Annotated in this window: 25 protein-coding genes and 1 pseudogene; 15 read left to right on the forward strand and 11 right to left on the reverse strand. The window is 66.4% G+C overall.

Annotated features, from left to right (window positions below; all coding sequences use genetic code 11):
* The first annotated feature begins 360 nt into the window (after positions 1-360).
* The 4 genes from ACFHPP_RS27795 (at position 361) to ACFHPP_RS27810 (ending at position 2,291) form a co-directional block, all read left to right on the forward strand.
* On the forward strand, positions 361-588 hold the full coding sequence (locus tag ACFHPP_RS27795) for a hypothetical protein (RefSeq protein WP_437166494.1): 228 nt from the start codon (positions 361-363) through the stop codon (positions 586-588).
* Positions 589-912: 324 nt separating this feature from the next.
* Positions 913-1,119 (forward strand): hypothetical protein, encoded by a 207-nt coding sequence (locus ACFHPP_RS27800; protein WP_437166495.1) that lies wholly within the window; start codon positions 913-915, stop codon positions 1,117-1,119.
* 60 nt (positions 1,120-1,179) lie between these two features.
* Positions 1,180-1,380, forward strand: coding sequence for a hypothetical protein (locus ACFHPP_RS27805; protein ID WP_437166496.1), 201 nt, complete (start codon positions 1,180-1,182; stop codon positions 1,378-1,380).
* Between the two features lie 476 nt (positions 1,381-1,856).
* A complete protein-coding gene (locus ACFHPP_RS27810) occupies positions 1,857-2,291 on the forward strand; it encodes a response regulator transcription factor (protein WP_437166497.1) in 435 nt (144 codons plus the stop codon).
* 738 nt (positions 2,292-3,029) lie between these two features.
* Here ACFHPP_RS27810 and ACFHPP_RS27815 read toward each other — a convergent pair.
* The 5 genes from ACFHPP_RS27815 to ACFHPP_RS27835 all read right to left on the reverse strand — a co-directional run bounded on the left by ACFHPP_RS27815 (position 3,030) and on the right by ACFHPP_RS27835 (position 5,369).
* On the reverse strand, positions 3,030-3,476 hold the full coding sequence (locus ACFHPP_RS27815) for a response regulator (protein WP_437166498.1): 447 nt from the start codon (positions 3,474-3,476) through the stop codon (positions 3,030-3,032).
* Between the two features lie 178 nt (positions 3,477-3,654).
* Positions 3,655-4,269, reverse strand: a complete 615-nt coding sequence (locus ACFHPP_RS27820) for a hypothetical protein (protein ID WP_437166499.1) — start codon at positions 4,267-4,269, stop codon at positions 3,655-3,657.
* A gap of 296 nt (positions 4,270-4,565) precedes the next feature.
* Positions 4,566-4,877, reverse strand: a complete 312-nt coding sequence (locus ACFHPP_RS27825; RefSeq protein WP_437166500.1) for a hypothetical protein — start codon at positions 4,875-4,877, stop codon at positions 4,566-4,568.
* Positions 4,877-5,035 carry a hypothetical protein gene (locus ACFHPP_RS27830; RefSeq protein ID WP_437166501.1) on the reverse strand — a complete coding sequence of 53 codons (159 nt, stop codon included), beginning with the start codon at positions 5,033-5,035 and terminating at the stop codon, positions 4,877-4,879. Before ACFHPP_RS27830 ends, ACFHPP_RS27825 begins: the two co-directional genes overlap by 1 nt.
* A 10-nt stretch (positions 5,036-5,045) precedes the next feature.
* Positions 5,046-5,369 carry a hypothetical protein gene (locus ACFHPP_RS27835; protein WP_437166502.1) on the reverse strand — a complete coding sequence of 108 codons (324 nt, stop codon included), beginning with the start codon at positions 5,367-5,369 and terminating at the stop codon, positions 5,046-5,048.
* A 1,073-nt stretch (positions 5,370-6,442) separates the two neighbouring features.
* Here ACFHPP_RS27835 and ACFHPP_RS27840 point away from each other — a divergent pair.
* Positions 6,443-6,541, forward strand: a pseudogene (locus tag ACFHPP_RS27840) (PEP-CTERM sorting domain-containing protein); the annotation flags it as partial.
* A gap of 262 nt (positions 6,542-6,803) precedes the next feature.
* The gene (locus ACFHPP_RS27845; RefSeq protein WP_437166503.1) at positions 6,804-7,325 is read left to right on the forward strand and encodes a helix-turn-helix domain-containing protein; all 522 of its coding nucleotides are present in this window, start codon (positions 6,804-6,806) and stop codon (positions 7,323-7,325) included.
* Between the two features lie 123 nt (positions 7,326-7,448).
* Here the strand turns inward: ACFHPP_RS27845 and ACFHPP_RS27850 are convergent, their stop codons facing one another.
* A complete protein-coding gene (locus ACFHPP_RS27850) occupies positions 7,449-7,769 on the reverse strand; it encodes an HU family DNA-binding protein (RefSeq protein WP_437166504.1) in 321 nt (106 codons plus the stop codon).
* Positions 7,770-8,759: 990 nt separating this feature from the next.
* Positions 8,760-8,969, reverse strand: a complete 210-nt coding sequence (locus ACFHPP_RS27855; RefSeq protein WP_437166505.1) for a DUF2934 domain-containing protein — start codon at positions 8,967-8,969, stop codon at positions 8,760-8,762.
* 151 nt (positions 8,970-9,120) lie between these two features.
* Here ACFHPP_RS27855 and ACFHPP_RS27860 point away from each other — a divergent pair, with 151 nt between their 5' ends.
* Complete coding sequence (locus tag ACFHPP_RS27860; RefSeq protein WP_430672593.1) at positions 9,121-9,348, forward strand: hypothetical protein; 228 nt, start codon at positions 9,121-9,123, stop codon at positions 9,346-9,348.
* 48 nt (positions 9,349-9,396) lie between these two features.
* Positions 9,397-10,110, forward strand: a complete 714-nt coding sequence (locus ACFHPP_RS27865) for a hypothetical protein (RefSeq protein WP_437166506.1) — start codon at positions 9,397-9,399, stop codon at positions 10,108-10,110.
* A gap of 76 nt (positions 10,111-10,186) precedes the next feature.
* Here ACFHPP_RS27865 and ACFHPP_RS27870 read toward each other — a convergent pair whose 3' ends face one another.
* Positions 10,187-10,318 carry a hypothetical protein gene (locus ACFHPP_RS27870; protein WP_437166507.1) on the reverse strand — a complete coding sequence of 44 codons (132 nt, stop codon included), beginning with the start codon at positions 10,316-10,318 and terminating at the stop codon, positions 10,187-10,189.
* 416 nt (positions 10,319-10,734) lie between these two features.
* Between ACFHPP_RS27870 and ACFHPP_RS27875 the strand changes: the two genes are divergently transcribed.
* The 6 genes from ACFHPP_RS27875 (at position 10,735) to ACFHPP_RS27900 (ending at position 14,064) form a co-directional block, all read left to right on the forward strand.
* Positions 10,735-11,121: a hypothetical protein gene (locus ACFHPP_RS27875; RefSeq protein ID WP_437166508.1), complete on the forward strand. Its 387-nt coding sequence runs from the start codon at positions 10,735-10,737 to the stop codon at positions 11,119-11,121.
* Between the two features lie 321 nt (positions 11,122-11,442).
* The gene (locus tag ACFHPP_RS27880) at positions 11,443-11,742 is read left to right on the forward strand and encodes a hypothetical protein (protein ID WP_437166509.1); all 300 of its coding nucleotides are present in this window, start codon (positions 11,443-11,445) and stop codon (positions 11,740-11,742) included.
* Between the two features lie 479 nt (positions 11,743-12,221).
* A complete protein-coding gene (locus ACFHPP_RS27885; protein WP_437166510.1) occupies positions 12,222-12,440 on the forward strand; it encodes a hypothetical protein in 219 nt (72 codons plus the stop codon).
* Between the two features lie 128 nt (positions 12,441-12,568).
* The gene (locus tag ACFHPP_RS27890) at positions 12,569-12,799 is read left to right on the forward strand and encodes a hypothetical protein (RefSeq protein WP_437166511.1); all 231 of its coding nucleotides are present in this window, start codon (positions 12,569-12,571) and stop codon (positions 12,797-12,799) included.
* A gap of 438 nt (positions 12,800-13,237) precedes the next feature.
* A complete protein-coding gene (locus tag ACFHPP_RS27895; protein WP_437166512.1) occupies positions 13,238-13,678 on the forward strand; it encodes a response regulator transcription factor in 441 nt (146 codons plus the stop codon).
* Positions 13,679-13,785: 107 nt separating this feature from the next.
* Positions 13,786-14,064, forward strand: a complete 279-nt coding sequence (locus ACFHPP_RS27900; RefSeq protein WP_437166513.1) for a hypothetical protein — start codon at positions 13,786-13,788, stop codon at positions 14,062-14,064.
* A gap of 116 nt (positions 14,065-14,180) precedes the next feature.
* Here the strand turns inward: ACFHPP_RS27900 and ACFHPP_RS27905 are convergent, their stop codons facing one another.
* From ACFHPP_RS27905 to ACFHPP_RS27915, 3 genes are all read right to left on the reverse strand, one after another.
* Positions 14,181-15,224, reverse strand: a complete 1,044-nt coding sequence (locus ACFHPP_RS27905; RefSeq protein WP_437166514.1) for a replication protein RepA — start codon at positions 15,222-15,224, stop codon at positions 14,181-14,183.
* 486 nt (positions 15,225-15,710) lie between these two features.
* Entirely contained in the window at positions 15,711-16,145 is a 435-nt protein-coding gene (locus tag ACFHPP_RS27910) for a hypothetical protein (protein WP_437166515.1), read from the reverse strand.
* 123 nt (positions 16,146-16,268) lie between these two features.
* Positions 16,269-16,949, reverse strand: a complete 681-nt coding sequence (locus ACFHPP_RS27915) for a ParA family protein (protein WP_437166516.1) — start codon at positions 16,947-16,949, stop codon at positions 16,269-16,271.
* Positions 16,950-17,188: 239 nt separating this feature from the next.
* On the opposite strand from ACFHPP_RS27915, the gene ACFHPP_RS27920 reads away from it, so the two are divergent.
* Positions 17,189-17,592: YrrC family ATP-dependent DNA helicase (locus ACFHPP_RS27920; protein WP_437166517.1), on the forward strand; the 404-nt coding region annotated here is incomplete at its 3' end.

The following is a 17,592-nucleotide window of genomic DNA, read 5'->3' on the forward strand; positions in this document are numbered from 1 at the left end:
CGCCTGCGGTAAGCGTCGCTTCCGCCGAGGACCTGCTGGCGCGCCTCCAGGTCGACGGCGCAAACGCGTCGTGGGGCCCTCCGGGATCGAGGTGTATCGGGCAGAACACCGGACAAGGCCCCGTCTGACCCCTGCAGTGCCCGCGCAGCGCGCCGACGTCCTGTTGCCCCCCCCTCAACCTCGCTGACATCGTCAAGCGCTCCCGCGGCTACTGCTCTCACTCCGATTTCGCAATGGCATGCAGCTTGCTGCGCGGCCCGGTATTCGACCAGAACCTCCGCGAATGGCGCGGCGGGATCGTGCCTGCCGCTGGTGCAGCCACCACTTATATTATACAATAAGAACGATCTGGGGACGGCCATGATCTACCGGGAAAGCTTCACCTTCACGGTTAAAAAGGGCGGCGGCGATCAGCCCAACCGGCCCTACATCCTGTTCGAGCCGAAAGGCGCCGATATTCCGCAGCTTCGCGGCATGATGATCACCTTGGAGCTGAGGCCCGGCACCACCTACGACGAAGCCAAGGCGCTCTGCGCCTTGATGCAAACCAAGGTGTTGGACCTCGTCATCCAGCCGGCGCCGACCTAGCCGGCGCCCCGACGGGACCCCGCCAGGTCTGCCTGCGGGCTGGCCAAAGTCTTGGGGCAAAGAGGCGGTTCGCCTTCCTGAACGCTCTCGCGCCGCCGTGGGCATCGCTGAATCTGCCGCCGCCTGATCGCCTGGCAGCTGGTTGTCCCGCGCCAAATCGCCCGGCGGTGGCATTCATCCAAATCCAAGAAACCTAGACGTTTCGGTTTGTGATTGTTTGCCGACAAGCCTACTCGATACTACTGCTGTTGAAACGTATGATGTTACCTCCTGCCCGCCCGTCGCCCCTCCCCAGGACGGCCGCCGATCCCGCGAGGCAGAACCATGCAAGCACGTGAACCCCTCATCGCCGGCTACGTGAAAGTCGAGATCCGCTCGCGCCTTCCGAAAACCTGGGGCTGGTCCATCCTACGTGACGCCAACGGCGTCGTCCTCCGGCACTCCGACGAGCCCTTCAAATGCGCCGAGGATGCCTGGCAGGCAGGACAGGCCGTACTGCGGACGCTGGCGATCTCCGCCGATGCCGCCTAGCCGCCCGCAATGAGCCCCTGCCCTGGAGGCCTGGAGGCGTGGCCGCTCGAGCGGGTCCTGATGGCGATGCCGCCCGACGAAGCGCTCGACGCCGGCGCGTTGATGGTGCGCCTGCAGGCTGACGGCGTCGCGCCACGCTTGTGCACCCTACAGCATCGCCTGCACGAAGGCTGGCTTGAAGGTTTTCTTGAGCGGAGCGGCCCCGACCGGTCGCGCTACCGGCGCCTGCTGGGTGTCACAGAGGCAGGCAAGACCGTCTAGCTAGACCCTGCGGAGGGCCAGCGCGGTCCGACGGCGGCAGCGGCCGCCTGCAGCAGGCGGCAGGACCGTCGCGATCTGCATCGCGGTCTGCATCGACCGGTCATGCCCGAGCCCGGGGCCGCGACGTGCTTCGCCACCCGCCTCAACTGGCAGGCCCTGTAATGGAACGGCTTTGAAGTAAATCGTTGCTGGCGCTGTGCGTTATTTGCTACTCTCATTCATGTGATCGATCGACAGTGGCGGGCGGAGATCAGTAACGTGAATGTTATTACTTATAATAACTCCCTCTCGCCTCCTGCAGAAGAAATCGCCGTTCTGATGTGCCTCTGGGTCGCCATGTCGAGCAAAGACCGCAAGGCGCTCCTCGCCTTCGCCCGCCTCCAAGCCGCAGCAACAATCCAGCCCACGCCTCTCGCGGAGCCATGCCTTCACTAGCGACCTCAGCAGGCCGCGCCCGAACCGAAGGACGCCGTGCAATGCCTCGCCACATCCTGGTTGTGGAAGACAATGCCAGCCTGCGCAGTCTGATCGTCGACGTGCTCTCCAATGAGCCCGATCTCCTTGTCGATGCCGCCGGAACCATCACCGAGGCTAAAGCCCTGCTGGCCTGTTCAGACGCCTGCTACGACGCCATCCTGCTGGACTGTGGCCTGCCCGACGGCGACGGCCGCGACCTCTGCCTGCAGCTGCGCCGACGTGGCCTCAAGAGCCCGATCCTCATGCTGACTGGCTCGGTCGGCGAACAGGACCGAATTGATAGCCTTGGTTACGGCGCGAGCGACTACCTCATCAAGCCGATCCGCATCGCCGATTTGCTGGTGCGCCTGCGGGCACAGCTGCCGGCGCTTGATGGCGCCGCAGCTGCCGCCCTTTCCGTTGCCGCCAGGCGCCTTGGCGGCGCGCGGACATGACCGAGCCCCAGGGCAGCGCCCTCCCCGGCTGGCATTGCAGAGCCTCGCGTTCGTCGTGAGGTGATGTGGCGGCGGTCGCCGAGGCGCGCCCTCGGGGAGCGCCCTTCCCGGCCTGCGAAGCCGTCGCGCCGCTGGGCCGAAAGCGGCGGCGCGACGGCGATGTGGCTTTGCTGGAAGCAGCAGCGATCCGGCTCGGGATTCGAGGCGCGATTTGACCGCTGGCTTTCCAAGCGATCGCATTGAAGCAAGTTGCGCCAATCCCGACCCTGGATTTACCTCGTCACGATATAACGGGCGCAAAGACGGACGACCGTGGACCCGATGACACCGCTTCGGGGCGTGGACATGCCTGCCGATTGGGCACACCGGAAGCGCGCGGGCAAGCCAACGATTACGGTAAGATTTCCACAGATTCATCCCCAGAAATTGTGGATAAGACTTATTGCGTCGATTTGATTGGAGCGGGATCGGTCGAAGAGGCGGCCGTGGCGCTGCCAATCACTGGCGCGCTGAGGCACTGCTTGTGCCGAGGCCACGACTATCCAGGACAATGCTCGACCCGGAGTATCGCCTGCTGCGCAAACTGCCACAGAACAAGGGTAGCCATGCGGCTGTGCGGATCCCCCTGCCCTACGGCAGCACAAAGCTCTGCCCAGTGGGCGGCAAGCGCATACCCACCCGCGGTACAGGAATATCGCGGGTGAGCCACTCCGCCGGCAGCAGCGAGAGGCAGCCAGCCTAGCCCTTCGCCTTTGGAGCCGTGTCGTGCTTCATGGCATCGCACAAGGCCGCAGCGCTGCTGGCCTGATTCAGCAGCGTTGTGATGGCGGTGATGAGCTGGGCCGTGACGAAGGGCTTTTTCACCATGATGCTTTCGGGCACGCCGTTGGCCGACCATTCCTGCGCGCTGTCGCCGCTCATGTAGACCACAGGGATGCCCGTAAAGACTTCCCGCGCCCTGTGGCCCACGTCCCAACCATTGGGACCAGCCCCAAGCCGGATGTCGGTGATCAGGCCCTTAAACCGCGCCCCCTTGGCGTCCAGCTGGGCAATCGCCTGACTCCCGCTGATGGCAAGCACGACCTCAAACCCTTCGTCCGAAAGCGCGATTTCCAGTAAACCTTGCAGAATCGAGTCATCTTCTACCAAAAGCAAAATTATGGTGCTCATGGGGGTTGTCGTCATGCCGTGCTCCGAACCGCAAATGGGAGGGAGCAGACGGCGAATCCGTCATCTCACGGCGCCAGCAACCGGTCAGTTACGGCTGGCGATGGGCGAGTATAGCACGTCGCTAGGACAACAATCTTTCAGATCCGAAACAAGCTTCTGTAATCGGATACTATGCGGTATATGCCGATCAAGGTCAGCGACGTCGAAAGAACGCCCGGGCCATTCGCGCCAATGGTCCGCCAGCAGTCCACGCCGCCAGCTCCTCCCGCGCCATCTCTGCCGCCTGACGCTCGGCCGCCTCGGCTTGGAGCAAGGTCTGCGCCGTGCCGCGCTCGCGGATGACGTCCGCCTGCAGCGTTGCCGCCTGGGCCTCCGCCGTGCGGAGGGCGGCGCGCAGGCCTTCGGCCTCGCCCTCGGCGCGGCCGGTCCGCTCGCGGAGGTCTGGTAGCGAGGCCGCGGCCTCCTCCGCCCTGTCAGCTCGATCCCGCTCGCGCGCCAAGGCTTCGCGCAGGAGCGCCGCCTCGGCTTCCAGGGCTTTGACAATAGAGTTTCCGTCGGCAGGGACATGGCCGCTTGTCCCTCCGGGATTGGCCGGAGGACGGCGCGGCCGGCTTGTCTCCTCAATGTCCGGGGCGGATTGGGGGCGGACGTCCGGAGGGACGGCGACCCGCGTCTTGCCGTCATTTCCCCTTTGCCTGGGCCACTTCGCGCGCCGCGCTCGCCGGTTCGCACTGTCCGGGTCTATCCCCAGGACAAGGCCGAGCTCCTCGTAGGTCAGCCATTGAGCGTCCGCCCGGATATCCGCCACGCTGTCCCCCAGGAATCCCCCGGACAGCGAGGCTGAAACAAGCTGGCGAGGCAAGACGATTCGCGGTCGCCTGGGCCTTCCGCCAGCTCGACCAGGCGCAACCAGGCCGGCGAGGAGGAGGAGCTCCGGCCGCGATTGTTCCGCTCGAAGCAGAGGGGCGCAGCGGGGGCGAGGAGGCGGCCACAGCCTCGACCCGCCCCGCGCTGCCGTCCAGAATCGGCTGACCCCTCGCCGGCCGGGACCTCCTCGATATGCATTAGGGCGTAATCGCAGGCAATATTGATGCAATGAGCCGCTTACCGGTTCGGCTTCCAGCGATCCGCCTCGATCCGGAGCGCGAGCCACGTCTCGCCGGCTTTGACGCTCGGCAGCGACAGCGCGGCGATCTCGGGCGGCTGACCGCAGGCTTGGCACCGGAGCCGCGCCAGCGCTTCGCCTACCGCGATTCCGGGCCGGGCCTCGGCAATGGGCGCCACCGGGGCAGGACGGCGTCGGGCATTGCGTCGCGAATTGATAGCCGACGAAGTCGGCCAGCAGCCGCGGCAGGGCGGCGCGTCCGGCGACCATGTTGGGTGGTCTCGAAACTGCGCGCCGGGCTTGTTCGCCATCAGGAGCGCGGCCGGCGGTCGCCCTCCGCTATCCGCGCAAGGCGCTCCGCCATCCGCGCCATGGCCTCCGCCGCTTGAGCCGGCGTCATGCCGTGCCGCTGCTCAAGGCGCGCGCGTATCTCCGCCATGTCCTCCGGAGTCAGGACCCCCGGGCGCATGTCTCCCCCGTCATGGCCAGCGGTCCCGCAGCTTCACCATATTGCCGGACGCCAGCATGTCCTCCGCCGCGAGCCGGTTCGTGCCAGACAGCAGCACCGCCGCCATCGCGTTCACCGCCGCGTTCCATTCCGTCTCCGCCAACACGAGCAGTGCCTTCGATGCCACCGACGCACGCATCTCCGTTGAGGCCTCCGGCAGCGCCGCCGCGATGCTGGTCGCCACGGATTGCATGACCAACTGGCCGGCATCCGAAGGCGAGCCGGTCGCGGCGATGCGCCACGCCTCGCGCTCTAGCGTCTGGTGAAAAGCCTCGCGGTCCTCGGGATCAACCATGGCTGTCCTCCGCGTCACGGCGGGCGCTCCGCCCCGCGCCTCAGAGTATAGGACCAGGAAACGCCATAGGACGGTATCCGTAGGGAGGGCGCGCAGGCAGGCAACGCCGGCCGAAGTCGTGCCCGAAGAGGGTTATCGGACACAACCGGCCGGAGACGCATGCGCCACCCCCCTGCCCCTCCCGCCCCGCGCCCCGACACCCCGCCGGCCGCCCACGACCTGGCCGCCACCGCCGACCGCGCCCGCGGCTACGCGCACCAGGCGCGAGCCCAAAGCACGCGGCGCAGCTACGCCATCGCCTGGACGGACTTTTGTCGATGGTGCGACGCCCACGGCCTCGCGCCCCTGCCGGCGGCGCCGGAAACCGTCGGGCTCTTCCTGGCCGACCGGGCGCAAACCCTCCGCCCCGCCTCGCTGCGGCTGCGCCTGGTCGCCATCGGCCAGGCGCACCGCCTCCAAGGCCACAGCCTCGACCCGCGCCACCCGGCGGTGCGCGAGGTCTGGGCCGGCATCCGCCGCCAGCACGGCACGGCACCGCGCCGCGCCAGACCACCGCGGCGACCAGCGAGGTGCTGCGCGACGCGCTGCGCGAATTGGCCCGCCGCCCCTGGCTGCGGCCGCTGCGCGACCGCGCCCTGCTGCTGGTCGGCTTCGCCGCGGCGCTGTGCCGTGCCGAGCTGGTGGCGCTCGACCTGGCCGATTTGCGGCCGGTGCCCGAAGGCCTGGTGCTGACGCTGCGCCGGAGCAAGACGGACCCCGACGGCGCCGGCACCGAGATCGCCCTGCCGCACGGCCAGCACGACCTCACCTGCCCGGTGCGGGCCGTGCAGGCCTGGCTGCAGGCGGCCGGGATCGCATCAGGGGCGGTCTTCGTCTCGGTCACCAAGGGCGGCCGCACCACCGCCACCCGCCTGTCCGACCGCGACGTGGCGCGGGCGGACGGCTTAGCGCTGTTCTACGACCTGACGATGGCGATCACGTCCTTCACCGCCAACCTCGACCCCTACTTCCCAGGCAATCCGGGCTTCTCCCACATCACCTTCTTCGACACCCAGGGCAGCACCACGCCGCCGCCGACCCCGGTGCCGGAACCCGCGAGCCTGGCGCTGTTCGGCGCCGGCCTGCTCGGCCTCGGCCTGGCCCGCCGCCGCCGGCGGGCCGTCTCGGCGTAGCCTGCAACGGGCTCGCTGGTAGAGCACAGCGAGCCCCCGTCGCGGCACTCCACCCGCTGAACCCTGGCACGATCGTGAACTCAGCCGGCTTCGCGGCACGCTGACGCAGTTCCTGCGTGAGTAGATTCCGGTGATGCCACCTGAATGCAATTAGATTTATTCGAACGAAATCAAACAGGGGGCGTTCTGTCCCTCCTCGTACGTGACATTCGCACTTGCCCACCCACAGCAGCTTCACCCTGCCGCCCCAAGGATCAAAACGATGCAGGCTCTTTACGCGACATTTCCGGCCGGCTCTGGCACCGCCGCGATGGAGGCGAGCCCGCAAGCCTTCGTGGCGATGAACGATGGATCGGAAGTCGGGCAGGTCATGGCGGTGATCCCGGGCAATCGCTCACCCACCTCCGCCGACGCCAGCGTCGGCAGCCGGATCAAGGAACTGCGCCGCGCCGCCGGCCGGACGCAGAAGGAGATCGCCGATATCGTCGGCGTCACCGGCGCGCAGTTCCACCGCTACGAGACGGGTGCGACACGGATCGCGACCAGCCGCCTTCTCGGCATCGCAACGGCGCTTGGCGTGCGGCCGGAGACGCTGATGGGCGGCTCCGCGCCGCGGCACGAGCCGATGGTCGACTTCATCGACGGCGCCACGGATGAGCTGGTCGAGCTGGTGCAGGTGTTCTCCACCATCGGCGATCCGCGTCGCCGTGCCGCCCTGATGGCCTTCGCCCGTGCCGTCGCCCGCGGCCAGCTGCGGCAGGCCGCGGACCAGACACCGGAGTAACGGCGGGTCAGGTGGCGGCGCCCTCTGCCGGCCCGGCCGGCGAGGCGACCGGCAGGTTGCGTCCGTCAGGGCGTTCGGCGGGAGAAGGCCGATCGCCCGCTCGTCGCTGTTCTCCGGCGCAGGTCAGACGACGTCCTTGAGTTCCTTTGCCGCACTGAAGGCGATCTTCCGGCTGGCCTGGATCTCGATCGGCTGGCCCGTCCCCGGATTGCGGCCAGTCCGCGCCGGCCGGTCGCGCACCTGCAGGATGCCGAGCCCGGTCAGCCGCACCTTGTCGCCGGCCTTGAGGCGCGTGGTCACCGTCTCGACCAGGCCGGCCAGTACGGCCTCAACCTGCTTCCTGGTCATCTCGTGCGCCTCGGCCAGTTCGGGCGCCAGCTGCTTGAGGGTCACGGTGGCTGCGCTCGGTGTCCTGGTCGGCGTGGCGGGCTGCGTCTTGGGCATTCAGAAGGCTCCATCACGGCATGTGGCCATTGCGCAGAAGAACCTGCCCCTCTGCCGGATCCAGAGAGCACCGATGGCGGATTTTTGTAAGAGTAAGGTTTGCATCTCTGAACGCTTCAGAGGTGAAGTGCCCGATCTTTCAGAACCCGCTTCCGCACGCTGTTGCGCCGGGAGCAGGACGGTGGCGGCGGTGGCGGTACTGGGCGTGGCCCCACGGTCGCGGGCGAGGCGGCGGCATCTGCCGGTCCAGGCGACGGTGCGCCCGTTACCCAGAGGTGCGCCGCTGAGGCGGGCCCTCCGGGGCGCTCCGCTATGCTTCGTCAGGGGCTTTGCTTTGCGGCCCAGGCTCCGTCGCCCCTACACCACCACCAGGGGCACGACCGTCGTCGTCTTGGACCAGAGACGGCTGTGCAGGCTTTGGCACCGGACCCAAGCTTGCCACGCCGCCTGCGGCGCGGACGGCTACATCCACATCGGCTGACCACCACCGCGGCGATTGAGCGCCGAGGTAGAATGATGCGGCCGGAAGTTTGCCCGCTTTGATAAGGCGCGGCAGGCGGTCCACGCGGACGCCGATGTACGCAGCGAGAGCCTCGCGATCCAACCAGCAGGATTTCGTTACGTCCAAGAACCTGTCCTTCCCAAGGCTGTTCGGTGGCGGGTAGATTAGGAGAGCACGACATCTACCGTCGCGTTCCCTTCTTTGAACAGATTGTGAGACGGAACCACTGCCGGCAGCGAGCAGGCTCAGGAATGACGTCCGCTAGGCGAAACGAACCTCCGACCTCCACGGAGGCCATCAGCCGGTTCTGCGGCAGGCCGGCAGCACCCCTTGGCAGACGGCCGATCAGCGGGTCGAGCGGCGCCCGCGGCCTCTCCTGCTGCGCCGTGGCGCCGGTGCAGCTGCCTGGTCAGGTTCTCGATGAACTTGCCTGCGCAGCGCGCGGCGTATGCCTGTTGCCCTGGCAACAGGATCATGAGACGGCGCGACTAGGTCCGGTGGTGGCCGGCCTGCGCCGGGGGATAGGCGGCGTGCGTCTCGGCTTCTATCCGCTCGCGGGCACGATGCCAGTATTCTTCCTCCCTGCCCTCCGGCCGGCCCTCCAACTCCCAAAGCAGGAAGGCGCGCTCGCGAATGGCCTGCTCAAGATCCTGCTCCGCTTCAGGGTCCGGCCGGGCACTGTTCTCCGCATCCGACATGCTGACCTCCATGACCGATAGCGCGAGACTCAAGTCTTGGATCTTCGCGCGGCGCCCTCAAGGGCCACGGACAAGTGTGTGGGGAGATTGGGTCCGATGCTGGCGGGGTCGCCGCTTATATTGCATAATAAGAACATTCTGAGAGGCGCCCATGATCAACCGAGCGAGCTTCACCTTCACCGTCAAGGAAGCCGGCGACGGCCAGCCCGACCGGCCCTTCATCCTGTTCGAGCCGAAGGGGGCCGACATCCCGCAGCTTCGCGGCATGATGATCACCTTGGAACTGCGGCCCGGCACCACCTACGACGAGGCCAGGGCACTCTGCGCCTCGATGCAGGCCAAGGTGTTGGATCTCGTCGTCCAGCCGGCCCCTGCATAGCCGGCGTCAGACTGGACTTCCGACCGCCGGCTGGCCGAACCTGCTGGCATGATGGACCAGCCCAGGCGGTACACGCTGGCGGAAGTCGCGCAGTTCACCGGCTTGTCCCTCGAGGCGATCCGGCTCCGCATCCGTCGCGGGAAACTCACGGGCGAGAGGGGACCCGACGGCCTAGGGGTCATCCTGACCTCCGCCGAAGTCGCCGGTATCGCGGCAGAACAAGAGCGCCAACGAATTCCCGCACCGGCGGCCGACCGGACCGACACGGCCAAAGCGCTGAAGGACGCCGTCGATGTCCTGCGCCATCAGTTGGCGTGCGAGCGCGAGCGGGCGGACAGGGCAGAGGCGGCACTCGCGGAGGTGCGACTTCGGCTGGGACGATCGGAAGGCGAGGCGGCTGGGCTGCGGAACGCCCTGCAGATTTCGGAGGCACGGGCCGACACGGAGCGAGAGGTCTGTCAGGTCGCAGAGGACAGAGCCGAGCTGGCGGAAGATCTGGTGAACCTGGAGCGTGAGGCCCGCCTGGCCGCCCAGGCAGAACTGGCGGATCAACGGGAGCGTACTGGGCGGGCGGAAGGCGAGGCCGAGGCCCTGCGGGCGGCTCTCCGCGAGGATGCGGCGCGCGAGCATGCGGTCGCGCGGGCGCTGCTTCAAGCTGAAGCGGAACGCCAGACGGCAGAGGCGGCGCGGTCGGAGCTGGCGGCATGGACGGCGGGGGGGCCGCTGAGGCGGGCCCTGCGCAGGTTCTTCCGGCGAGGCTGACGGCCAGCAAGCGTGATCCCGAGGCTTGTCTCGTCCGGCGTCAGGTTGCGCAGGTTCCGCGCCGTCATCAGCGGCGTCAGTTCAGCACCACGGCATCCAAGATCGGGCCGAACCGGGCAAGGCCCGCCGCCATTGCGGCATCCAAGGTGGAACGGGGCACCGAGTTGGCCAACCGCTGCCGCCGCCGGCGGGAGGAGCGGCCAAGCATGGTGGCCGGCTCCCGCGCGGGCCGCATGTCCATGCCCTGCCGAGGCGCGCCTTGCCGCCCGTACCACCGCCGGCTGCGCGGCCTGGTGCAGTCTCGGTCTGGCTTGAGCGTCATGGCCGCGACCTGGCACAGGTGATGATCCGTAGGGGCTAGCGCGGCCCTACAACGGCCGTGGGCGCCGCCAAGGGTGGTGCAGCCGACACGTACCCGAGGCGGAGCGCCCAGGGAGACGTCTTACCCGAAGCTGATCGGGTATCAGTACGTCACGAACTCGGCACAATAACCTTCTGCTAAATTACTCAAGAACATGTCAAATTTTGAATGTGAGTAAATGCGCTACCTCCTTGTTGCCGCCCCCACCCCGAGCGGCTGCCCTGCAACCGTACGGCACCTCAGTCAGCCATTAGGCCCAGCAAATGCATATCAATGCCGCTTTGCGTACCACGGCAGGATTTGCGCCTCGACGTGCCCAACCCTTGGATCTGGTCCAGACCGAGCGCGCCGCTACAGCGCATTTTGCCCTCATGCTGCGGCAGGGAATGGCTGACTTGGCGGCGACCGATCGGCCCGTGTTGCTGGTCGTGAACATGTCTTCCGATTTGGTCCACGCGTCGGCGCGCTTGATCCCTATGGGCGCTGCAGATGCGATGGTCGACGGCGAGACGGCAATCGCATGGTCTCTGCCAGGTGTACCAACGCAGCAGGCGAAGCGCCGGTCGCTGGCGCTTCGCTTTGCCGCGGTTGCTGCGTCGACTTGGCGGCACCGACGCCTGGTCGAGCGGCTCGACCTGGTCGCGGTTTGACTGCCGTGGACATGCTCTTGATGCTGGTCGTCGGGCTGCTGAGCGGTATCTTGGCGCCCCCTGTATTGCACAGGCTGAGCACCTGGCGGGCTCAACGCAGCGAGGAATGGGATCCCTACTGATACCCATTGCGACCTCCAGCCGTCATCCCTGAACCGCTCCGCGATCCGGCCTTGGCCACCAAGCCAGACCTGGAGCAGCACCATAAGCGGCCGATTCACAGCAGGGCGAACCACGGGCGTCGGCTCACCCCTTTTCGCCACACTACGGCGGCACGGTGCTTGCTACGCTGCAGATCACGGGCACAGGTTGGACAGGAGCATGAGCAACAGGTGGGATGGCGTCCCTGTCAGGCCGGAGATCAGCGGCTGGCACTGGGTGGAGGATGCGAGCGGGCTGCGCCCCCTGCTCTGGCGCGGCGATGACTGGCCGGAGATGGTCGACCGGCAGGAGTGGCAGGATGGCGTGGTCATCTGCGCGCCGGCCGACCTGCGGGGCGATCGCTACTTCGGCCCGGTGGCGATGCCGGAGGCGGTGGCGGACCGGTTCCAGGTGACGCAGATCGCGCCCCCTGCCCCGCGCGGGCCCGGATCCTGGGCGCGCTGGCTCGGACTGTCGTGAGTGGCCGGAGCAGGCCTCACTGAGGCGTTGGGCACGGGTCTCGCCCTGAAGGGGTACCGGGCATCCCTGCTTGGGGTGCCGGGCCCCAGCGGGCGCGCCTGGCGCCGGGGCTAGGCTTTCGAGAAGAGAAAGCTGGCCGCGTAGTAGATGCCGATCCAGAGCGGCACGGACATCGCCGGCACGAGCACGATTCCTCTGGCCATCACGAGCCCCTTCTCTCGATTCCGTGAGAAACCTTAGGAGGCGGTCCTGGAGCACACAAGGATTTTGAGCCCCTCCGCCTATGCGCTCACCTTCCCTGCCGGCGGCGGATCGCCTTCGGGTAGCATCTCGGGGAAGTCAAGAAACCAGGACATGCTAGTTCGTGGCTTTTTGTCGGATTGCATACTCGACGCTGTCATCACGGAAACGTGTGGTGATACCTCCGACCCGAACGCCGCCCGATCCCACCGGCCGGCCGCTCCCGGAAGGCCGAAACCATGCAAGAACGCCCTCCCTTCATCGCCGGCTACGTGAAGGTCGAAATCCGCTCGCGCCTCCCCAAGACCTGGGGCTGGTCCATCCTCCGCGAGGCCAACGGCATCGTCCTGCAGCACTCCGACCAGCCCTTCCGCTACGCCGAGGATGCCTGGCAGGCCGGCCAGGCCATGCTCCGGACGCTGGCGATCCCGGCCGACGCCCCCTCTAGCCGCCCATGATGAGTCCCTGCCCCACCGCCTCTGAACCGGCCCCGCGCACAGCACCGCCGGCCCCGGTCAAAGGTCGCAACGTCGGCGCCCTGGACGGGGACCTGGCGGCGTGGCCGCTCGAGCGGGTCCTGGCATCGATGCCACCGGGCGAGGCGCTGGACGCCGGAGACCTGCTGGCGCGGCTTCAGGCCGGCGACGGAATCCCGCCAGCCCTGTGCACCCTGCGGCATCGGCTGCATGAGGGCTGGATCGAGGGCTTCGTGCAGCGGACTGGCCCCGGCCGCGCGCACTACCGCCGCCTCCCCGGCGTCACCCTGGCCGCCACAGCAGCAGGCCAGACGCCGCGCAGGGCCAGCGAGCGCCCCTGACCGGCCGGGGGCGGCCCGCCTGCGGCAGGCGCATGACCTCGCGGGTCGCCTTGCGTTCTGCATCAGCCGGTCGCGCCGGGCAGGAAAGGGTCGGGTTTTCCTGCCGTCTCGAGCGACCGATCGTGTAATCGACATGTACCCAGAACAAAAACGTTGTTGATCATAGCGGTATACGCCATTCTCGCCCTCGTGATCAGTCAGCGGCGGCAGACAAGGATCAAAAACGTGACTTTCTTTACTTCAAGTTATTCTTATTTTCCTTTTCCAGAAGAAATCGCCGACTTGACCCGTCTCTGGGCCACCATGTCGCGCAAAGACCGGAAGGCGCTCCTGGTCTTCGCACAACTGCAGGCCGCGGCTACGGCGCCGCCCCCGCGTCTTGACCCGCCCCGCCTGCACTAGCCGCCCAATTAGGCGGCGCCGACACAGGAGGACGCCGTGCCGATCCCCCGTCACATCCTGGTCGTGGAAGACAACGCCTGCCTGCGCGGCCTGTTCGTCGACGTGCTCTCCAGCGAGCGGGATCTGCTGGTCGATGCCGCCGCGACCATCGCCGAGGCCGAGGCCCTGCTCGGCAGCCCGGACGCCGCCTACGACGCCATCCTGCTGGATCTTGGCCTGCCCGACGGCGACGGCCGCGACCTCTGCCGGCAGCTGCGACAGCGCGGCCTGCAGATCCCGATCCTCCTGCTGACCGGCTCGGCCGGGGAGCAGGGCCGGCTAGAGGGCCTGAGCTGCGGCGCCAGCGACTACCTCATCAAGCCGGTTCGCATCGCCGACCTGCTGGTGCGTCTGCGCGCCCAGCTGCCGGCCTTCGACGCTGCGGCCGCTGCCACCCTACCCACAACCGCCAGGCACATCGCCAACGCGCGGCCATAGCCTTCGCCTCCAGGCAACCCTCCCCGGCCTGCGCACCTGAGCCAGCCACACCTTTGCCGTGAGACGCTGTGGCGACGGCCGCCGCGGCGCGCCCTATATGCGCCGGCATGACCCTCCCCGCCGACCCGCCGCCGCCAAAGCCCAAGCTGACCGCCGAGGCGCGCCGTGCCCACGAAGCGGAGCGGCTGAAGATCATCCGCCTCCGCATGCTGATCGGCCGGGCGCTGAGCGAGCGAGACCTGACCACGCCCGCCACCATCGGCGCCGCACTCGGAATGTCACCCGGCGCGGCCCTCGCCCTGCTGAGCCGGAAGCAGCGGCGCGAGGGCGATCTCGCCCTGCTCGAGGTGGTGGCGAGCCGGCTTGGGGTTTCGGGCTTGACGTGACAGCAGGGAGCCAAACTAGCCCCGTGGAAGCAGGTTGCGCTGATCCCGACCTCGCCGATTACCCTCGTCGCTATTGCTTAGCACGCGCGACGAGGTCGGTCCGATTGGCGATCCGGCTAGATGGCCCTGCCGCCCAGCATCAACTTGAAACCGTTGACGCTCGTATTTCGGGGCACGGAGCTTGGCGATGGCTTCAGTAGCAGGCCATGCCGCGTCACCTCGACCTTCGCTTCAGGATAAGCGAAGGCCACCTCTGTCAGCGTGTGCTTGATCTTCTTAGCAAGCTGGTCAGCCGACTTATAGTTGGCTCCGAGTTGGGCGTGGAGTTGTGTCCAGGAGAGGTGCAGGCCGGCCTTCAGCCGCGGTAGGCGATAGGCAAACATTGCGTATAAGTCGAGACCTAGCGAGTTGCCGACTAGGCGCCCGATGCTGCGGCGGTCGAGAGGTACCGCATGTTCCCGCAAATGCTCATAGAAGGCTTCATTCAGCAGCACGGTACGGGGGAACATCTTGGCATCGTCATCAGCGGCTAAATCCAGCCCATCGACCAGCCTGATGTCGCGCAGCGCCCGCCGTGTTTGACCTGCCCCGTCCGAGCCGTCCCACTGCAAGGTGAACTGGCAGCGGGCCACTCGCATGGCCTGTTCTCGAACCATCGAGATAGTGCCCCGCTCACCGCCCTGCACAGCCAGACCCATTGAGCGGATCCAGGCTGATAGGCTGGCACCAAGAGAGACCTCCCTGCCCCGCTGGACGCCCTCAGACTGCAGGTAGATTAGGATCAGCCTCGCCCGGGCGCCGTACGGCACGCCGACGAACATACGTTCCTGTTCCTCAGGGGTGGGCGAGCGCCCTCTTACCTGTGGCGCCCGATCATCAATTAAGCCTGGCTGGACGATCAGCGTGAAGCGGCCGGCGCTGCGGGTCCAGACCTGTTGGTTACTGCGCGGCCGGCTGTGCGGCAGGTAGGTCTGGCACAAGCCCGAATGCATGAAGGCGAAATCGTCCTCGGCCGGTGGGTCGAGCAGCAACTCCTGCGCCAGCTCCCAGCCACGTTCAATGCGCCGGCGCTCAACAGGCGAAGCAGCTGCCGCCTTGCCCTGGCGGATGGCCTCTTCGATGCCCAGAAGGCTGAGTTGGGTTGCCGGTGGGTCGCTCATTGCGTTCCGATCGGATTCGGTAGGCGACCATACTGCGTGACGCGGCGGATTTTGCGCTGAATCGGTCAGGTCGCGGCCTCTCCGTAGGGTTATCCACGCTGAAACGGTCAGTAGGTGGTGATTCGCCCACGCTGCGCCGTGCGTCGAATACGCTGAATCGGTCAGATCCGGACACACAGCTTCACGCTGAATCGGCCAGAAGAACCGGCGTTATCCACGCTGAATTGGTACGACATACCTATAAGAGATACTAAGCTCCCTATAAGTCGCAGGCTCAGAGCTCGGTGCCTTGGCCCCAGACTGCTTGACAGTCAGTTGTCTGCGGTAAGGCGTCTGCTCAAGGAGCGTCAAATCGCAGAAACACGAATTATATGGTAACTCAAAGGGTTAAATCGGCGCACCCTGCTTAACCTGACCAATTCAGCGTGCCGCCTAAGCTCGGCTTCTGGTTGCTGGACGCCAAGTCAACAGGTTGGCCTCTTCCCCTCACACCTCATTCAAGCGGCGCCGGATGGGTGGTCGCACGCCAAGATCCGCTGGGTGCAACTCGACGCCGAAGGCAACGAGGGCAGCGCTGAGCAACTGCTTTTGGGTCATTCCACGCGCCTTGGCGACGCGCGCAATACTCATCAGGCTAGCTTCCCGATAGCGGTGAGAGAGCACGCTGTTGGCGTTCGGGTCGAGGACGTGCAGGGCGGTGCTAGGGGGTGCAGGGGGGGCTTCATGGCGCTGCACTCTCGAAATGACATTGGCCGTCCCTGGTGCTGCAACGAAGGCCCCTATCGCCTCCTCCGTTGCCTCGGATCCTGTTGCGCGCATGACTGCTGGAGGTGCATCAGGCGTGGCCTCAGCCGCAATGCGGATTGCCTCTTCCGGACTCAGGCTCGAGCCGCGGCTTTTAAGGTTACGAGCCATCGTCATCCTTGTCTGCTGTTAGGCGTTAGCCGTCTGCTGTAAGTCGTAGGGTGTAGTTTTTAAGGTGTAAGGCGGTGGAAGCAAGGCGTCGGTTGTAGGACGTCAGTCGTCGGTGTAAGGCGTTAGGCGTTAGGCGTTAGGCGTCTTTCGACTTGCCGCCGTGGCTGGAGGCAAAATGCTGCGGCGCCGCAGCTCATCCATAAAATGCCGGATCTCCTGTACTGCTGGGCCGCGGTCAGGCAACGATCCACTCCACGAAATCTCATTGTAGGCGACTAGGTTGGACAGTTTGGTGTCGAGCCAGCGCAGACCTACCTCCTCGGCCAGGCGCTGCAGCTCGCCTAGGACGTGCTGATGAATCTGCGAGGTTTTCTTGACTGAGTTCATTACCACCCAGGCTGGAATCTCGCGCCGCGCTCCAAGCGCCACGCCTCGGCATCGTTGCCAAGTTTTCTCCGCGCCCTCCATGTCGGCCTCGTCGGCCATGATCGGGATCAGCACAGAATCACTGAATGTCATTGCAATAGTTGCAGATTGGTTGTTGAAGCCGGCGGTGTCCACGATAACAATCTCGCGGCTTTGGGCTCGCTCATGGATCAGATGCGCCAGTCGATCGTGGTCAGGCTCGCGCACTAGATCGAAGTCAGGCCCCGAGTAGAACTTTGACCTCCAGCGGCTCAGAGCGTCATTGGGATCGGCATCGATTGCGACAAAGTCGGCACTTTCGCTGGCCAGCGACGCCACCAGGATGCGCGATAGTGTAGTCTTGCCTACACCCCCCTTGGTGCTAGCGATGCTAATGACCGGCATTCCTCATCCCCTGCTGGACGATGGCAGGCCGTACCTACCCCAGACTGCTGACGCCGTGTCAATAGGCGTCAGGGGTAGGCTGTCTGTACATAGGTGTCTGGCATACGCCTCATACTGCTAGTCGACTTACAGTATGTTGTAAGGCGACTGACTCAAGAAGGGCGAGAAGTGCTGCCGTGACTTCAGGTTCGGACCCGTGACAACGACCTATGCGACCGCTCGACCTGCATGATGACGGGATGAATCCTTCCGTGCCCGCGGTTGCCACGCCTGCCGGTCGCGGGCCGGAGACGGAGGCACTGGCTGGGCTGGTGGAGCGGGTCACCTTCCACAACGCCGACAGCGGCTTCTGCGTGCTCCGCGTGAAGGTGCGCGGGCAGCGCGATCTCGTCACCGTAGTGGGCCACGCCGCCGCCATCGCCGCCGTCGAGTGGGTGCAGATGAGCGGCACCTGGACCAACGACCGCACCCACGGCCTGCAGTTCAAGGCGGCCTTCCTCAAGGCCAGCCCACCCACCACTCTGGAGGGCATCGAGAAGTACCTCGGCTCCGGCATGATCCGCGGCATCGGCCCGGTCTACGCGACGAAGCTGGTCCGGGCTTTCGGCGAGGCGGTGTTCGAGCTGATCGAGCAGGAACCCGT

This window comes from Falsiroseomonas sp. E2-1-a20 (genome assembly GCF_051433195.1).
Classification (GTDB): Bacteria; Pseudomonadota; Alphaproteobacteria; order Acetobacterales; family Acetobacteraceae; genus Falsiroseomonas.

Coding starts and splice junctions, on each gene's coding strand:
- ACFHPP_RS27795 (WP_437166494.1), top strand. CDS start 361: ATGATCTACCGGGAAAGCTTCACCTTCACGGTTAAAAAGGGCGGCGGC.
- ACFHPP_RS27800 (WP_437166495.1), top strand. CDS start 913: ATGCAAGCACGTGAACCCCTCATCGCCGGCTACGTGAAAGTCGAGATC.
- ACFHPP_RS27805 (WP_437166496.1), top strand. CDS start 1,180: ATGGCGATGCCGCCCGACGAAGCGCTCGACGCCGGCGCGTTGATGGTG.
- ACFHPP_RS27810 (WP_437166497.1), top strand. CDS start 1,857: ATGCCTCGCCACATCCTGGTTGTGGAAGACAATGCCAGCCTGCGCAGT.
- ACFHPP_RS27815 (WP_437166498.1), bottom strand. CDS start 3,476: ATGACGACAACCCCCATGAGCACCATAATTTTGCTTTTGGTAGAAGAT.
- ACFHPP_RS27825 (WP_437166500.1), bottom strand. CDS start 4,877: ATGGCGAACAAGCCCGGCGCGCAGTTTCGAGACCACCCAACATGGTCG.
- ACFHPP_RS27830 (WP_437166501.1), bottom strand. CDS start 5,035: ATGCGCCCGGGGGTCCTGACTCCGGAGGACATGGCGGAGATACGCGCG.
- ACFHPP_RS27835 (WP_437166502.1), bottom strand. CDS start 5,369: ATGGTTGATCCCGAGGACCGCGAGGCTTTTCACCAGACGCTAGAGCGC.
- ACFHPP_RS27845 (WP_437166503.1), top strand. CDS start 6,804: ATGCAGGCTCTTTACGCGACATTTCCGGCCGGCTCTGGCACCGCCGCG.
- ACFHPP_RS27850 (WP_437166504.1), bottom strand. CDS start 7,769: ATGCCCAAGACGCAGCCCGCCACGCCGACCAGGACACCGAGCGCAGCC.
- ACFHPP_RS27855 (WP_437166505.1), bottom strand. CDS start 8,969: ATGTCGGATGCGGAGAACAGTGCCCGGCCGGACCCTGAAGCGGAGCAG.
- ACFHPP_RS27860 (WP_430672593.1), top strand. CDS start 9,121: ATGATCAACCGAGCGAGCTTCACCTTCACCGTCAAGGAAGCCGGCGAC.
- ACFHPP_RS27865 (WP_437166506.1), top strand. CDS start 9,397: ATGATGGACCAGCCCAGGCGGTACACGCTGGCGGAAGTCGCGCAGTTC.
- ACFHPP_RS27870 (WP_437166507.1), bottom strand. CDS start 10,318: ATGCTTGGCCGCTCCTCCCGCCGGCGGCGGCAGCGGTTGGCCAACTCG.
- ACFHPP_RS27875 (WP_437166508.1), top strand. CDS start 10,735: ATGCATATCAATGCCGCTTTGCGTACCACGGCAGGATTTGCGCCTCGA.
- ACFHPP_RS27880 (WP_437166509.1), top strand. CDS start 11,443: ATGAGCAACAGGTGGGATGGCGTCCCTGTCAGGCCGGAGATCAGCGGC.
- ACFHPP_RS27885 (WP_437166510.1), top strand. CDS start 12,222: ATGCAAGAACGCCCTCCCTTCATCGCCGGCTACGTGAAGGTCGAAATC.
- ACFHPP_RS27890 (WP_437166511.1), top strand. CDS start 12,569: ATGCCACCGGGCGAGGCGCTGGACGCCGGAGACCTGCTGGCGCGGCTT.
- ACFHPP_RS27900 (WP_437166513.1), top strand. CDS start 13,786: ATGACCCTCCCCGCCGACCCGCCGCCGCCAAAGCCCAAGCTGACCGCC.
- ACFHPP_RS27905 (WP_437166514.1), bottom strand. CDS start 15,224: ATGAGCGACCCACCGGCAACCCAACTCAGCCTTCTGGGCATCGAAGAG.
- ACFHPP_RS27910 (WP_437166515.1), bottom strand. CDS start 16,145: ATGACGATGGCTCGTAACCTTAAAAGCCGCGGCTCGAGCCTGAGTCCG.
- ACFHPP_RS27915 (WP_437166516.1), bottom strand. CDS start 16,949: ATGCCGGTCATTAGCATCGCTAGCACCAAGGGGGGTGTAGGCAAGACT.